This is a genomic window from Methylobacterium sp. J-001 (assembly GCF_022829565.1).
In the GTDB taxonomy this organism is placed as follows: Bacteria; Pseudomonadota; Alphaproteobacteria; order Rhizobiales; family Beijerinckiaceae; genus Methylobacterium.
Map to the genome: position 1 here is coordinate 122,232 of NZ_JAKSYN010000135.1, position 13,661 is coordinate 135,892.

The 13,661-nt window shown below is 69.0% G+C and carries 13 protein-coding genes; 9 read left to right on the plus strand and 4 right to left on the minus strand.

Features of this window, described 5'->3' with window-relative positions:
• Window positions 1–201 precede the first annotated feature (201 nt).
• Window positions 202–2,070 (minus strand): tetratricopeptide repeat protein, encoded by a 1,869-nt coding sequence (locus MKK65_RS16820; protein ID WP_058192408.1) that lies wholly within the window; start codon window positions 2,068–2,070, stop codon window positions 202–204.
• Window positions 2,071–2,493: 423 nt separating this feature from the next.
• Window positions 2,494–4,167, minus strand: a complete 1,674-nt coding sequence (locus MKK65_RS16825; RefSeq protein WP_058192421.1) for an electron transfer flavoprotein-ubiquinone oxidoreductase — start codon at window positions 4,165–4,167, stop codon at window positions 2,494–2,496.
• 282 nt (window positions 4,168–4,449) lie between these two features.
• Here MKK65_RS16825 and MKK65_RS16830 point away from each other — a divergent pair, with 282 nt between their 5' ends.
• The 4 genes from MKK65_RS16830 (at window position 4,450) to MKK65_RS16845 (ending at window position 7,344) form a co-directional block, all read left to right on the plus strand.
• A complete protein-coding gene (locus MKK65_RS16830; protein ID WP_243959107.1) occupies window positions 4,450–5,334 on the plus strand; it encodes a uracil-DNA glycosylase family protein in 885 nt (294 codons plus the stop codon).
• Window positions 5,335–5,461: 127 nt separating this feature from the next.
• Complete coding sequence (locus tag MKK65_RS16835) at window positions 5,462–6,367, plus strand: neutral zinc metallopeptidase (protein WP_058192406.1); 906 nt, start codon at window positions 5,462–5,464, stop codon at window positions 6,365–6,367.
• 315 nt (window positions 6,368–6,682) lie between these two features.
• Window positions 6,683–6,949, plus strand: a complete 267-nt coding sequence (locus MKK65_RS16840; RefSeq protein WP_243959109.1) for an AbrB/MazE/SpoVT family DNA-binding domain-containing protein — start codon at window positions 6,683–6,685, stop codon at window positions 6,947–6,949.
• A complete protein-coding gene (locus MKK65_RS16845; protein WP_243959111.1) occupies window positions 6,946–7,344 on the plus strand; it encodes a type II toxin-antitoxin system VapC family toxin in 399 nt (132 codons plus the stop codon). Before MKK65_RS16840 ends, MKK65_RS16845 begins: the two co-directional genes overlap by 4 nt.
• Window positions 7,345–7,381: 37 nt before the next feature.
• Here the strand turns inward: MKK65_RS16845 and MKK65_RS16850 are convergent, their stop codons facing one another.
• Entirely contained in the window at window positions 7,382–7,642 is a 261-nt protein-coding gene (locus MKK65_RS16850; protein ID WP_058192404.1) for a hypothetical protein, read from the minus strand.
• 239 nt (window positions 7,643–7,881) lie between these two features.
• Here MKK65_RS16850 and MKK65_RS16855 point away from each other — a divergent pair, with 239 nt between their 5' ends.
• Both MKK65_RS16855 and MKK65_RS16860 read left to right on the plus strand, forming a co-directional pair.
• Complete coding sequence (locus tag MKK65_RS16855; protein WP_243959113.1) at window positions 7,882–9,504, plus strand: ABC-F family ATP-binding cassette domain-containing protein; 1,623 nt, start codon at window positions 7,882–7,884, stop codon at window positions 9,502–9,504.
• An 85-nt stretch (window positions 9,505–9,589) separates the two neighbouring features.
• Window positions 9,590–10,069, plus strand: a complete 480-nt coding sequence (locus tag MKK65_RS16860; RefSeq protein ID WP_058192418.1) for a hypothetical protein — start codon at window positions 9,590–9,592, stop codon at window positions 10,067–10,069.
• Window positions 10,070–10,307: 238 nt separating this feature from the next.
• Here the strand turns inward: MKK65_RS16860 and mnmE are convergent, their stop codons facing one another.
• Window positions 10,308–11,633 (minus strand): tRNA uridine-5-carboxymethylaminomethyl(34) synthesis GTPase MnmE, encoded by a 1,326-nt coding sequence (mnmE, locus tag MKK65_RS16865; RefSeq protein ID WP_243959115.1) that lies wholly within the window; start codon window positions 11,631–11,633, stop codon window positions 10,308–10,310.
• A 175-nt stretch (window positions 11,634–11,808) separates the two neighbouring features.
• Here mnmE and bla point away from each other — a divergent pair, with 175 nt between their 5' ends.
• The 3 genes from bla (at window position 11,809) to MKK65_RS16880 (ending at window position 13,644) form a co-directional block, all read left to right on the plus strand.
• Window positions 11,809–12,696, plus strand: a complete 888-nt coding sequence (bla, locus tag MKK65_RS16870) for a class A beta-lactamase (RefSeq protein WP_243959116.1) — start codon at window positions 11,809–11,811, stop codon at window positions 12,694–12,696.
• 12 nt (window positions 12,697–12,708) lie between these two features.
• Window positions 12,709–13,209, plus strand: coding sequence for a YbaK/EbsC family protein (locus MKK65_RS16875; protein ID WP_243959117.1), 501 nt, complete (start codon window positions 12,709–12,711; stop codon window positions 13,207–13,209).
• A 72-nt stretch (window positions 13,210–13,281) separates the two neighbouring features.
• Entirely contained in the window at window positions 13,282–13,644 is a 363-nt protein-coding gene (locus MKK65_RS16880) for a hypothetical protein (RefSeq protein ID WP_058192400.1), read from the plus strand.
• Window positions 13,645–13,661 lie beyond the last annotated feature (17 nt).

Below are 13,661 nucleotides of genomic sequence, written 5' to 3' on the forward strand. Positions count from 1 at the left end.
CCGACTGTTATCGTACGGGGATCTTGCCTCGCGATGTCCTGCTGCGCCGGTCTCGCACGGGCGCAGACGCACGGCGAAGCCGCCCGACGAGCAGCAGCGGCACTGTGCGTCAAACCGGCCGGAAAAGCGCGTCGATTTTTATGAGCCGGCCGACAAATTAGTCTTGCCGGTCCGGAGAGGATCAACGCACAGCGGGGGCCGTCAGCCCCCCGACTTCTTGGCCTTGTCGGCGGCGCCCGGCGCCTCATGGGGCTGGGGCGCGCCCTTGGGCAGCTCCGGGTTCTCGGCGTTGTGCGGCACGGCGACCGGGGCCGGTGTGGTCTCGGCGGTGGCGGTGGGCTTGTCGGTGTCGGGCAGGCCGTCCTTGAGCTTCTCGTTGATCTGCGCGAGGTCGTCCGGCTCGGGGTTCAGATCCTTGGCGTGCTGCCACTGGAACTTGCCCTCGAGGCGCCGGCCCGACCGCCAGTAGGCATCGCCGAGGTGGTCGTTGATGGTCGGGTCGCCGGGCTTCAGCTCGACCGCCTTCTCGAGCTCGCGCACCGCATCGTCCCAGCGGCCGAGGCGGTAATAGGCCCAGCCGAGGCTGTCGACGATCATGCCGTCCCGGGGGCTGGCATCGGCGGCCTGCTGCAGCAGCTTGAACGCTTCGTCGATGTTGATCTTCTGATCGACCCAGGAATAGCCGAGGTAGTTCATCACCTGCGCCTTGGCGGCCGGCTGGCTCGCGGGCACCAGCGACAGGGCCTTCTTCAGGTCGGCCTCGGCCTTGGGCCATTGCTTGGCGCGCTCGTAGGCGGTGCCGCGGAAGTAGAAGGTCGTCCAGTAGTTCGACAGCGGCCGGTCGCCGATCAGGTCGATGGCGCGGGTATAGGTGGCGGCCGCCTCTTCGTACTTCTTGCGGGCCCGCTGGACGTTGCCCAGCGCGGTGATCACGTCGATGTCGTCCGGGTGGGCCTTCATGGCCGCGTCGAGATGGGCCAGCGCCTCGTCGCCCTTGCCCATCTGCTCCAGGTTGAGGCCGATCTGGATGTCGGCGTTGAGCTTGAGCGGCGAGGTCGCGGGGATCTGCGCGTAGGCCTCGTTGGCCCGCTCGGTCTGCTTCATCCGGTCCAGCGTGTCGGCGAGCGTCAGCCGGGCCAGCGCGTGATCGGGGGCGAGGTAGAGCGCCAGCCGCAGGTAGATCACCGCGGGCAGCTCGTCGCCCTGCGTGGAGCCCGCCGAGCCCAGCCCGTACAGCACCTCGGCGGCGCCCTCCTGGGCGGTGCCGATCAGCCGGGTCAGCGGCTTGCCGTCCTTGAGCTTGTCCAGGGCGTCGCGCACCAGCGGGTGCCGGGGCGAGAGCTGGTCGAAGTCGGAATAGGCCTGGATCGCCAGGTCGGTGCGGCCGAGGCTGGCCTCGAGCCGGGCATAGGCGTCGACGATCCGCAGGGTGTTGCGGTCGGCCTCGTAGGCGGCCTTGAGGCGCCGCTCGGCCTCGGCATTGTCGCCGATCACCGAGGCGATCAGGCCGGCATGGTAGTCGCGGAAGGTGTTGTAGTAGCGCTCGCCCCGGAGCTTGTTGACCGTCTCCAGCGCCTTCTTGCCGTCGCCGGCGCCGGCATAGGACCAAGCGGTCAGCAGGGTGGCGGTCAGGTCGGTGGCCGCGCCCCGGCCGCTGCGGGAGAAGTTCTGGCGGGCGGCGGCCCATTGGCCGGCCTTGATCTGGCGCACCCCGAGGGAGAGGTTGGCGAGCCCGTTGGTGGGATCGCGCGCGATCAGCTTCTCGGCGGCCCGGAACGCGTCCGGCAGGGCGCCGTCGGCGAGCAGCGAGATAAAAGCGCGCTCGACCAGCTCGGCATTGCGCGGATCGGCCTTGACCGCCTCACGGTAGAAGCTCGCCGCCGCCGCCGTGTCCCGGGCGGCACCCGCGATGTAGGCGGAGAGGAAGTTGCCTTCCAGGGATTCGGCGGGCTCGTATTCGAGCAGCGGGGCCGACTCGCGCGGCTGAGCGGCCAGAACGGTCTGGGGCAGACCGGCGGCAAGCATCAGGGCGAGCGCCGAGACGCTCCGACGGGCGCGTGTTGTCATCATGAACCGGTCGCGGCTCCTGGGCGCCGGCCTACGAGGGCCGGGCGCGAGAATGGCGGGGCATCCCCGAAAATCGCTGGGGACACTGGACTCATCCCGCCAGCCCCGCAAGGCGAAAGGATGGCGCGGGCCGGATCGAAGGTTCGGGTCAGGCCACGTCACCCGACGCGCCTTCTCTTCCGAACGATGCCGGGGCGCGGTGCCCCAAATCCTCTGCCCGCTGACTTGAGATACCGGCAATCCGGCACCGAATTCGTCAGACTGAGCAGGAGCTGCCGATGCGGGGAATTGCTCCGCCGGTATCGCCGTCATCGCGAGCGTGACGAAGCGACCCAGGTACAGGCCACGCCTTGGAACGTGCCGTTGCTGGGCCGCCTCGCCATGCGCACAGAGACGGCGTGTCTCGGCGCTTTACCCGAGGGGCCCTCACATATTCGGATAGTTCGGCCCGCCCGGGCCCTCCGGCGTCACCCAGTCGATGTTCTGGTTCGGGTCCTTGATATCGCAGGTCTTGCAGTGAACGCAGTTCTGCGCGTTGATCTGGTAGCGCACGCCGTCGCTGGCGGATGCGTCCTCCACCCATTCGTAGACGCCGGCCGGGCAGTAGCGGGACGAGGGGCCGCCGTAGACGTCGTGCTCGGAGTGCTTCTGCAGCTCCATGTCCCGGACCTTCAGGTGGGGCGGCTGGTCCTCCTCGTGGTTGGTGTTCGACAGGTAGACCGAGGAGAGCCGGTCGAAGGTCAGCTTGCCGTCGGGCTTGGGGTAGGTGATCGGCGTCACCTCCGAGAGCGGCTTGAGGCAGGCATGGTCCGGCTTGCCGTGCTTGAGCGTGCCGAACAGCGAGGTGCCGAGCAGGCTGGTGGTCCACATATCGATGCCGCCGAGCCCGACGCCCACCAGGGTGCCGTAGCGCGACCAGAGCGGCTTGACGTTGCGCACGGCCTTGAGGTCCTGCCCGATCGGGCTGTCGCGCCAGCCGGCCTCGTAGGCGGTGAGCTCGTCGCCGGCGCGGCCAGCCTTCAGGGCGTCCGCGATGGCGTCCGCCGCCTGGATCCCGGACAGGACCGCGTTGTGCGAGCCCTTGATCCGCGGCACGTTGACGAAGCCTGCCGAGCAGCCGACCAGGCAGCCGCCGGGGAAGACGAGCTTAGGCACCGATTGCCAGCCGCCCTCCATGATCGCCCGGGCACCGTAGCCGATGCGCTTGGCGCCCGCGAAGGTCTCGGCAATCATCGGATGGGTCTTGAAGCGCTGGAACTCCTCGAACGGCGACAGGGTCGGGTTCTCGTAGTTCAGGTGCGTGACGAAGCCGACCGACAGCAGGTTGTCGTCGAAGTGGTACAGCCAGGAGCCGCCGCCGGCCTTGTTGGGCAGGGGCCAGCCCATCGTGTGGCGCACCAGCCCCGGCTCGAAGGTGGAATCCGGCAGTTGCCAGAGTTCCTTCACGCCGAGCCCGTATTTCTGATGGTCGCTGTGCCGGTTGAGGGCAAAGCGCTGGACCAGGCCCTTGGTCAGGTTGCCCCGGGCGCCCTCGCCGAACACCGTGTACTTGCCGCGCAGCTCCATCCCGCGGGTATAGTCGTCGCGCGGCTCGCCCGACTTGCCGATCCCGAGATCGCCCGTGGCGATGCCCGCCACCGCGCCGGACTCGTCGAACAGCACCTCGGAGGCCGGGAAGCCCGGATAGATCTCCACCCCGAGCGCCTCGGCCTGGACGCCGAGATACTTGCAGACGTTCGACAGCGAGCCGACGAAATTGCCGTGGTTCGACATGAGCTTGGGGAAGAACACGTTCGGCAGGGTGACGCCGCTGTTCTTGGTGAGCATCATGAACTCGTCGCGCCGGACCTCGGTCTTCAGCGGGCGCTCCGGATCGGTGCGCCAGTCCGGCACCAGCAGGTCGAGACCGTTCGGATCGATCACCGCCCCCGACAGGATATGGGCGCCGACCTCGGAGCCCTTCTCGACCACGACGACGGAGATGTCCTCGCCGATCTCGGCGGCGCGCTGCTTCAGGCGGATCGCGGTGGCGAGCCCGGCCGGGCCGGCGCCGACCACGACCACGTCGAAATCCATGCTTTCGCGTTCGGGCAGCGCCATCGTCGAGCCTCCTGTTTTCTTGTCGATTGGCCCGATCCGTTGCCGGATCGGCATTGCGTGCTGCCGTCTCAAGCGATTCCAAGCTGGAAAGGCAAGCTGCCGGAGCCCGGACTTGAGCGAAAGCTCCCCTATGCCGCATGGGTGGGGAATGCGGACGGGCTCGGGGCGACTCAGTGGTAACCAACGGGCACGGACCGGCGTCCGGGGCCGCGCGGTTCGGTCACGCAAGTCCTTGGCGTCGAGCGGGTTTCAAGAGTTGTCCACAGGCATCGAGCGCCCCACATGCTAGTCAGCATGCCGAGCCCCAACGACGCGCAAGCCGACCTCATCGCCTATCTCGATTTCCACGTGGAGGCCGGCGCCGACGCGATCCTGGACGAGCAGCCGCATGACCGCTTCGGCGAGGCCGACACGCCGACGCCGACCCTGCGGGCGCCCCGGCGCCCGGCCGCGGCGGCCCGGTCCGTTCCTGTGCAGTCCCATTCGCTCGTACCGCCCCCGGGCTCACCGCCGCCGGCAGCCCCGCCCAGCACCTTCGGGCGGGCGGCAAGCGCCCAGCCGGACGAGGCGGCGAGCGATGCCCGGGCCCGGGCTCGTGAGGCCAAGAGCCTCGACGAGCTGGAAAAGATCCTGGCGGATTTCGACGCTTGCCCGCTGCGCTTCACCGCCAAGAACCTGGTCTTCGCCGACGGCAATCCCGAGGCTCGGGTGATGTTTCTCGGCGAGGCGCCGGGCGCGGACGAGGACCGGATCGGCAAGCCGTTCATGGGCCGCTCGGGCCAGCTCCTCGACAAGATGATGGCGGCGATCGGCCTCGACCGGACCAGCGCCTATATCGGCAACATCGTCCCCTGGCGGCCCCCGGGCAACCGCAACCCGACCCCCCAGGAGGTGGCGGTGTGCCGGCCCTTCGTCGAGCGCCAGATCGAGCTGGTGGACCCGGAGGTGATCGTCTGCCTCGGCGCCCCGGCGACCCAAACCCTGACAGGCACGAAGGACGGCATTCTGCGGACCCGCGGCCGGCTGTTCCCATACAAGCTGCCGACCCGCGAGGCGAAGCTGCTCGCCACGCTCCACCCGGCTTTCCTGCTGCGCCAACCGGTCCAGAAGCGCTTGGCCTGGCGCGATTTCCGCGCCCTGCGCGGGCTCCTGGACGGGAAAGCTTGACGGTAGGCGCGGAACCGGGCGTTCCCTCCCGTCATTAGAGCTTCGTCCCGAACGCTGTCTGCGGCTTTCGGACACGGGCGATGCAGAGTTAGGACCGCGCCCTCCTGCGCGGCATCAGGACGGGACCATGCGCTGGGACGATCTACGCAGCTCCGACAACGTCGAGGATCGCCGCGGAGAGGGTGGCGGCGGTGGCATGGGCTTCCCGGGCGGCGGCGCGGGCGGCCTCGGGATCGGCACCATCGTGGTGCTGATGATCATTGGCTACTTCACCGGCATCAACCCCGCGATCCTGATCGGCGGCGCCCAGCAGATCGGCCGCGGCGGCCAGCAGGAGCAGCAGGCCGACCCGCAGACCCAGTCCAAGCGGCGCCAGGCGCCGACGGACGAGAGCGGCCGGTTCGCCTCGAAAATCCTGGGCAACACCGAGGATGTGTGGAGCCAGATCCTGCCCCAGCAGACCGGCAAGCAATACACTCCGACCACCCTGGTGCTCTATACCGGCGGCACCCGCTCGGGCTGCGGCTCGGCCCAGGCTGCCATGGGGCCGTTCTACTGCCCGCTGGACAAGAAGGTCTATCTCGACACCGGCTTCTTCAAGGAGATGGCGACCAAGTTCGGCGTGAAGGGTGACTTCGCCTACGCCTACGTCATCGCCCACGAGGTCGGCCATCACGTCCAGGACGTGCTCGGCATTCTCGGCAAGGTCCAGGCCCGCCAGCAGCAGGCCTCCAGCAAGACCGAGGCGAACGCCCTGTCGGTGCGGATCGAGCTGATGGCCGATTGCCTCGCCGGCGTCTGGGCCAAGAACTCCAACGACAAATACGCCGAGCTGGAGCAGGGTGACATCGACGAGGCCCTGAACGCCGCCGCCCAGATCGGCGACGATTCACTCCAGAAGCGCTCGCAGGGCTACGTGGTGCCCGATTCCTTCACCCACGGCTCGTCGGCCCAGCGCCAGCGCTGGTTCACCGCCGGCTACAAGAGCGGCCAGACCAAGGCCTGCGACACGTTCCGGACGGCAAACAACTGAGCCGGCTGTTCGAGCCACCTCCCTGGTTCTGAAGGACGCTTTGTCCGGGGAGAGATGCGCGCGCTCCCTCCCCCCCTCTGCGGGGGAGGGGAAGCGTTGTGCTTCGAACGCTTGGCGGCAAGCCCCGTATGTAAAATCCGCCTCGATCCCGCGTCAGCCCTTGCTCAGCCGCTTGGCGTTGGCCTGGACCTCCCGCGGTAGCTGAAGCGAGCCCATCGGTTCCTACCCCACGGCATCATGACCAATTGGCCTCCGGCTTGACAGGAATGTAGTTTCGCATTCCGATCCTATCCAATCCGACCTATGGAGATCGCGATGGCGTCCCTCGCGGTAACGGTGAAGGGGCAGGTCACGCTCAAGCGCGACTTGCTGCAGCATCTCGGCGTCAAGCCCGGGGAGCGGATCGATTTCGAGAAATTGCCTGCCGGCGAGTTGCGGGTGCGGGCGGCACGGCCGATCGGCACCATCGACGCCTTTCTCCACGTCCTCGACGGAAAAGTGACGCTGGAGGAACCGCTGACGATCGAGGCGATGAACGCCATCACCGACGCGGGCTGGGCCGGCGTTCGGGACGACGAGTGAAGATTTCCGTCGACACCAACGTGCTGGTGCGCGCGATCCTGGCAGACGATCCCGCGCAAGGTCGCACGGCGCGAAAGCTGCTCAAGGACGCGACCGCGATCGCGGTCCCGCTGCCGTGCCTGTGCGAGCTGGTCTGGATCCTCCGGCGCGGGGCCAAGCTCGCGACAGCGGATATCGCAGCCGCGATTCGCGCGCTGCTCGACACCGGGAACGTCGCCATGAACCGGCCCGCCGTGGAAGCCGGGCTCACGATGCTCGAAGCCGGCGGCGACTTCGCCGACGGCGTCATAGCGTATGAAGGCCGATGGCTCGGCGGCGAGACCTTCGTTTCCTTCGACCGGAAGGCTGTGGCGCTGCTGTCTCGGCAAGGGGAAGCCGCGCAGCTCCTATCCTGAGTGCGGCCCGATCGGCACACCTCCGACGCAGGACATATTAGCCCTTGCTCAGCCGCTTCGCGTTGGCCTGGACCTTCCGGCGGTAGCTGCGGATCACCTTGCTGTTCGAGGCGCCGGAGGCGACCATCAGGGCCGCTTCGCTGGCCGCCATGATCTTCTCGGTCACCATGCGCTGCGCCTCGATCTGCGCGGCCGGGCCGCCCACCGCGAACATCGCCATGCGCTGGGCGATCACCCCCTGCGCCTCGAGGCCCAGCATGGCCATGTCGAGGCTCGTCTTCCACCAACCGAACAGCATCGTGGTCCTCGTCTCAGGGGCATCGGCCCGAAAGGTCTTCGCCGGCGTCTAGAAGACGATGATGCCCAACCGAAGGCATAGCGCGGGGCAACGGCCCAGCCGGCGCTTGGCTCCCGGTCCGCGACCGACGTCGTGTGAGGCATCCGGACGCCCGTGATTCCAGCTCCGTCTTTGCGCCGTCTCGATCCATGCCGTAAGCGGCCCGGAGCGACCTTCCCCGGACACGGCAACCGCCCTTCATGATACGCCTGGACAAAATCACCAAGCAGAACGGGCGGCAGCTCGTCTTCATCGAGGCTTCGGCCGCCCTGCAGCGGGGCGAGAAGATCGGACTCGTGGGTCCCAACGGGGCCGGCAAGACCACCCTGTTCCGGATGATCATCGGCCAGGAGCAGCCCGACGAGGGCCAGGTTTCCGCCGACCGGGGCATCACCATCGGGTATTTCAGCCAGGATGTCGGCGAGATGTCCGGCCGCAGCGTGGTCACCGAGGTGATGGACGGCGCCGGGCCGGTGAGCGCCGTGGCGGCCGAGCTCGCCGAGCTCGGCGCCGCGCTCGCCGACCCGGACCGCGCCGACGAGATGGACGCCCTGGTGGAGCGCTACGGCGAGGTCCAGGCTCGGTTCGAGGAGCTCGACGGCTACGCCCTGGAGGGCCGGGCCCGCGAGGTGCTCGACGGCCTCAGCTTCAGCCAGGAGATGATGGAGGGCGACGTCGGCGCCCTGTCTGGCGGCTGGAAGATGCGCGTGGCGCTGGCCCGCATCCTCCTGATGCGCCCGGACGTGATGCTGCTCGACGAGCCCTCCAACCACTTGGACCTGGAGAGCCTGATCTGGCTCGAATCGTTCCTGAAGGCCTATGACGGCGCCCTGCTGATGACCTCGCATGACCGCGAGTTCATGAACCGCATCGTCACCAAGGTGATCGAGATCGACGGCGGGGCTCTCACCACCTTCTCGGGTGATTATGCCTTCTACGAGGAGCAGCGGAAGCTGAACGAGGCGCAGCAACAGGCGCAGTTCGAGCGCCAGCAGGCGATGCTCGCCAAGGAGATCGCCTTCATCGAGCGGTTCAAGGCCCGGGCCTCCCACGCCGCCCAGGTCCAGAGCCGGGTGAAGAAGCTCGACAAGATCGAGCGCGTCGAGCCGCCCCGGCGCCGGCAATCCGTGGCCTTCGAGTTCCAGCCGGCGCCGCGCTCGGGCGACGACGTCGTGATGCTCAAGGGCGTGCACAAGCGCTACGGCAGCCGCACGATCTATGAGGGCCTCGACTTCTCGGTTCGGCGCCGCGAGCGCTGGTGCGTGATGGGGATCAACGGCGCCGGCAAGTCGACGCTCTTGAAGCTCGTCACCGGCACCACCGAGCCGGATGACGGCTCGGTCACGGTCGGCGGCAGCGTCAAGCTCGGCTACTTCGCCCAGCACGCCATGGACCTGCTCGACGGCGACCGCACCGTGTTCCAGACCTTGGAGGACGCCTTCCCGCAAGCGGGCCAGGGCTCGCTGCGGGCGCTTGCCGGCTGCTTCGGCTTCTCGGGTGACGATGTCGAGAAGCGCTGCCGGGTGCTCTCGGGGGGCGAGAAGGCCCGTCTGGTCATGGCGCTGATGCTCTACGACCCGCCGAACTTCCTCGTGCTCGACGAGCCGACCAACCACCTCGACATGGGCACCAAGGAAATGCTGATCGCGGCGCTCGGCGCCTACGAGGGCACGATGCTGTTCGTCTCCCACGATCGCCACTTCCTGGGGGCCCTGTCGAACCGGGTGCTGGAGGTGACCCCCGAGGGCATCCACCAATATGGCGGCGGCTACACCGAATACGTGGCCCGCACCGGCCAGGAGGCACCGGGCCTGCGCAGCTGAGGGACACCCGGCCGCGACCTTCGGGCCGCTCCCGCGCCGGATTTCCGGCGCTATGCTCGGCCTGAGCGGTGAGGGCCGAGACGTCGTGCGACGCGTCCTGAAATTCCTGCACACGATGGGGTCCGCCGGGGTGCTGGGGGCGATGGCGGCCCTGGTGGTCCTGCTGGCCCTTGCCCCGACACCGGCCGCGCTGCCAGGTTACGCGGCCATCCGGGGTGCCATGGGGGCCGTCGCCACTTGGGTGTTCCTGCCATCGCTGGCCGCGACCCTGCTGTCGGGCCTGTTGGCGATGGCGATTAACCGGGCCTACCTCAATGCCGGCTGGGCCTGGATCAAGCTCGCCACCGGCGTCCTGATGTTCGAGGGCGGCCTGGTCTACGTGCAGGGGCCGATGCGGCGGGAGGCCGAGATGAGCGCCCGGGCGCTCGCTGGTCTGGTCGATCCCGCGGCCTTGGCCCGCTCGCTCGAGGGGGAGCGCGGCACGCTGTGGGTGCTGCTGGCGGTGGCGACGGCCAACGTCGCCCTGGGGATCTGGCGCCCGCGGATCCTGCGGATCCCGCACTAGGTCGATCGCTCGCGGTTCGAGACCCAGAAGTCCAGACTGCTCCCGCATCCTGCGATGCACGCGCAACCAGCCTCGACGACCGCTTTCACGGATCGTGATGACGTTTGAGGCGCTCCTTCGGGTCCTGCACTATGCGCGGATGCCTTGGGATGAAGGCGCGGGCGGGAACGACCCTTCCAGACGCATCGTGAGCTGCTCCGAAGACAGCCTTCGCCAATCGATATGCCGGCTATATAACTTATTTTCCGATACAGAAGCCCGAAAACAGGCGGTCCAGGACATCCTCGACGCCGACATGGCCGCCGACCTCGCCGAGGGACCGGACGGCGAGCCGCAAATCCTCGGCAGCGAGTTCAGGCAGGGTCCCCTCGCTGGCGAGCAACCGGTCGAGATGCCCGATGCAGCTCTCCAGCGCCGCCCGGTGGCGGGTGCGGGTGACCAGCGCGTCGCCTGCACCAAGTCCGGCCTCCAGCTCGCCCTGGATCGCATCGAGAAGCGCTTCCATGCCGGCCCCAGTCCGTGCCGAGACGGCGAAGGCGCCGGGCGGCACTGCTTGTGGTGAGCCGGCAAAAAGATCGGCCTTTGTGTGGACCGGGAGTGTCCGAACCCTCGCCTCACTGAGATCCGGCATCACGCCATCCGGGGGGACGAGGGCTAGAACCAGATCCGCGGCCCCGATCCGGGCACGGCTGCGGCGGATGCCTTCGGCCTCCACCGGCTCGGCTGTATCGCGCAGGCCCGCGGTATCGACCAGAACGACCGGAAGGCCGCCGAGGTCGAGGCGCACCTCGATGGCGTCCCGCGTGGTGCCCGGGACATCCGATACGATTGCCACGTCGCGCCGGCTCAACGCGTTCAGCAAGGTCGATTTTCCGGCATTGGGTGCGCCGGCCAGCACGACGAAAAAGCCGTCGCGCAGGCGCTCGCCCCGGCGGCCGTCGTGCAGCGCGGTGGCGATGGCTTGGCGCAGGGCGGCGGCGCGGCTGTACAGGGCGGCGTCGAGGCCGGCGTCGTCGACATCACCTTCATCGGAAAAATCGAGGGCGGCTTCCGCGGCCGCGAGGCAATCGATCGCCTCGTCTCGCCAAGCCGCGACCTGCCGGCTGAGCGCGCCGTCGAGCTGACGCAGGGCCTGGCGGCGCTGCCCCTCGGTCTCGGCGTCGATCAGGTCGGCCACCGCCTCGGCCTCGGCCAAGTCCATCCGGCCGTTGAGCACCGCCCGGCGGGTGAAGGCTCCCGGCCCGGCGGCCCGGCACCCCGGCATCCGGGCCAGGGCGGTGAGCACCCCCATGCGTACCGCCGTTCCGCCATGGAGGTGGAGCTCGGCCATGTCCTCGCCGCTATAGGTGCCGGGACCGGGGAACCACGCGACCAGGGCTCGGTCGAGTTCCATGCCGTCTGTGGGATCCCGCAGGGTTCGCAGGGACAGCCGGCGGGGCGGGGGCAGAGGACCGCTCAGGGCAACAAGCGCCGGCCCGGCGGCCGGCCCGCTCACCCGGATCACCGAGACGGCGGCACGGCCGAAACCGCTTGCGGGGGCGAAAAGGGTCTCGGTCTCGGTCATGGCGATGGCGCTGGCGGAACTCGGCGGCCTCGGGGATTCCGAAGGGCCGTTTCACGTGAAACACGCGATCCCGCCCCTTTAGCATTCCGGCGCCGCGGCTCCACCCGCCGCCATGGAATGGCCAAGCTGGGCCGCCACGACAGCCGGCGATATTGCCGAAAGATCGAATCGCGTCATGACGTCCTGGACCCGCCGCACCGTCTGCCTGAGTGTTCTCGCTGCGCCGCTGATCCTGGGCAGCAGGTGCGCCCGCGCCGATGAAACCGAACCCGCGCTCGATGCGATCGAGCGACGGCTCGGCGGACGCCTCGGGATCTCGGTGGGCACGCCGGAGCGAATCCTCATCAGCCATCGCGCCGGCGAACGGTTTCCGATGTGCAGCACCTTCAAGGTTCTGGCCGTCGCCGCCGTGCTGGCCCGGGTCGATGGAGGAAGCGAATCTCCGGATCGGGTCATCGCGTTCGGACCCGGCGACCTTCTGAGCTATGCGCCGGTGACCCGGAAGGCCCTGGACGCCGGCGGCGGAACCGGACGGATGACGGTTTCGGATCTCTGCGCCGCCGCCATCGAATGGAGCGACAACAGCGCGGCCAACCTGTTGCTGACGGTGCTGGGCGGTCCCGGGGCGCTGACGCAGTGGCTGCGCGGCGTCGGCGATCCCATCACCCGGCTCGACCGCACCGAGCCGACCCTCAACACTTCCCTGCCCGGGGACCCGCGCGACACCACCAGCCCGGCGGCGATGCGTGAGACCCTGGGGCGCGTCCTGCTTGGATCCGCCCTGTCGCCATCTGCGCGTGCACGGCTGGAGGCCTGGATGGTCGCGTCCCGGACCGGTCTCAAGCGCCTGCGGGCCGGGTTGCCGCCGGACTGGCCCGTCGGCGACAAGACCGGCACCGGCGACAACGGCACGTTCAACGACGTGGCGATCCTGCGGCCGCCGGGCCACGCGCCGGTTTTCGCCTGCGTGTACATCACCGGAGCCGAGGCCCCGGCCGAGGCGGTGGAGGCGGCCTACGCGGAGATCGGCCGGCTCGCCGCCGCGCGGGCGGTGGGAGCCTGAACCGAGACGGCCATGGCCAAGAAGCTCGCAAAGACGCCCGCGAAGACCACCCGCGCGACCCAGGCCCTCGACAAGGCCGGCCTGCGCTACAGCCTGCACGCCTATGAGTACGACCCGGAGGCGCCGCGCATCGGCCTCCAGGCCGCGGAGGCGCTCGGCGTTGCGCCCGACCGGGTGCTCAAGACCCTGATGGCGGCGGTGGACGGCAGGACCGTCTGCCTGCTGGTCGCCTCCGACAAGGAGGTCGCGATGAAACGCGTGGCGGCGGCGTTTTCCGGCAAGGCGGCCGCGATGCTCAAGCCCGCCGATGCCGAGCGCCTGACCGGCTACCATGTCGGCGGCATCAGCCCGCTCGGGCAGAAGCGGGTTTTCCCGACCGCGATCGATGCCGGTTCGCTGTCCGATCCGACGGCGGAGATTCACATCAATGGCGGCAGGCGGGGCTTGCAGATCCGTCTGACCGAGGCCGATCTTGTCGCCGCCCTGGCGGCTCTGGTGGTGCCCCTGACCTGAGCCGCGGCGCGAGTGTAAGCGCCCGTTTACCCTGTTCCCGCACCCTGCCGCCGGAACGGGGATGGGTCTGGCATGCGGGTGACGGGGCGATACGCGATCGGGACAGCGCTCGGCCTCGCCGTGCTGGGCATCGGGTACCGCGCCCCCGCGGCGGATCTCGATGTGCGCGGCGGCTACGAGACGGTGACCCGCAGCGGCCCGCGCTTCTTCCCGCGCAATGACGGGATCGAGCGGCCGCCGGTCTACAGCCTTCGCACCCGCGCGGTGCCGGTGGGCTGCACGCCCCGCCGTGTGCCGGTGCCGACCAACGCGCCGAACGATCCGAGCTATGTCGGCTCGGAATACGGCTTGTCGCATCCGAGCTATTATGGCTTCACGCCGCCCCTCGGCGTCGACGACCCGTTCGGCCGGTCCCTGCTGCCGTACTGCCCCTGAGCCGAGGCAGACGGGTT

Excerpts from the sequence above, each read along its gene's own strand:
- MKK65_RS16820 (WP_058192408.1), bottom strand. The coding sequence starts at position 2,070 with ATGATGACAACACGCGCCCGTCGGAGCGTCTCGGCGCTCGCCCTGATG.
- MKK65_RS16825 (WP_058192421.1), bottom strand. The coding sequence starts at position 4,167 with ATGGCGCTGCCCGAACGCGAAAGCATGGATTTCGACGTGGTCGTGGTC.
- MKK65_RS16830 (WP_243959107.1), top strand. The coding sequence starts at position 4,450 with ATGCTAGTCAGCATGCCGAGCCCCAACGACGCGCAAGCCGACCTCATC.
- MKK65_RS16835 (WP_058192406.1), top strand. The coding sequence starts at position 5,462 with ATGCGCTGGGACGATCTACGCAGCTCCGACAACGTCGAGGATCGCCGC.
- MKK65_RS16840 (WP_243959109.1), top strand. The coding sequence starts at position 6,683 with ATGGCGTCCCTCGCGGTAACGGTGAAGGGGCAGGTCACGCTCAAGCGC.
- MKK65_RS16850 (WP_058192404.1), bottom strand. The coding sequence starts at position 7,642 with ATGCTGTTCGGTTGGTGGAAGACGAGCCTCGACATGGCCATGCTGGGC.
- MKK65_RS16855 (WP_243959113.1), top strand. The coding sequence starts at position 7,882 with ATGATACGCCTGGACAAAATCACCAAGCAGAACGGGCGGCAGCTCGTC.
- mnmE (WP_243959115.1), bottom strand. The coding sequence starts at position 11,633 with ATGACCGAGACCGAGACCCTTTTCGCCCCCGCAAGCGGTTTCGGCCGT.
- bla (WP_243959116.1), top strand. The coding sequence starts at position 11,809 with ATGACGTCCTGGACCCGCCGCACCGTCTGCCTGAGTGTTCTCGCTGCG.
- MKK65_RS16875 (WP_243959117.1), top strand. The coding sequence starts at position 12,709 with ATGGCCAAGAAGCTCGCAAAGACGCCCGCGAAGACCACCCGCGCGACC.
- MKK65_RS16880 (WP_058192400.1), top strand. The coding sequence starts at position 13,282 with ATGCGGGTGACGGGGCGATACGCGATCGGGACAGCGCTCGGCCTCGCC.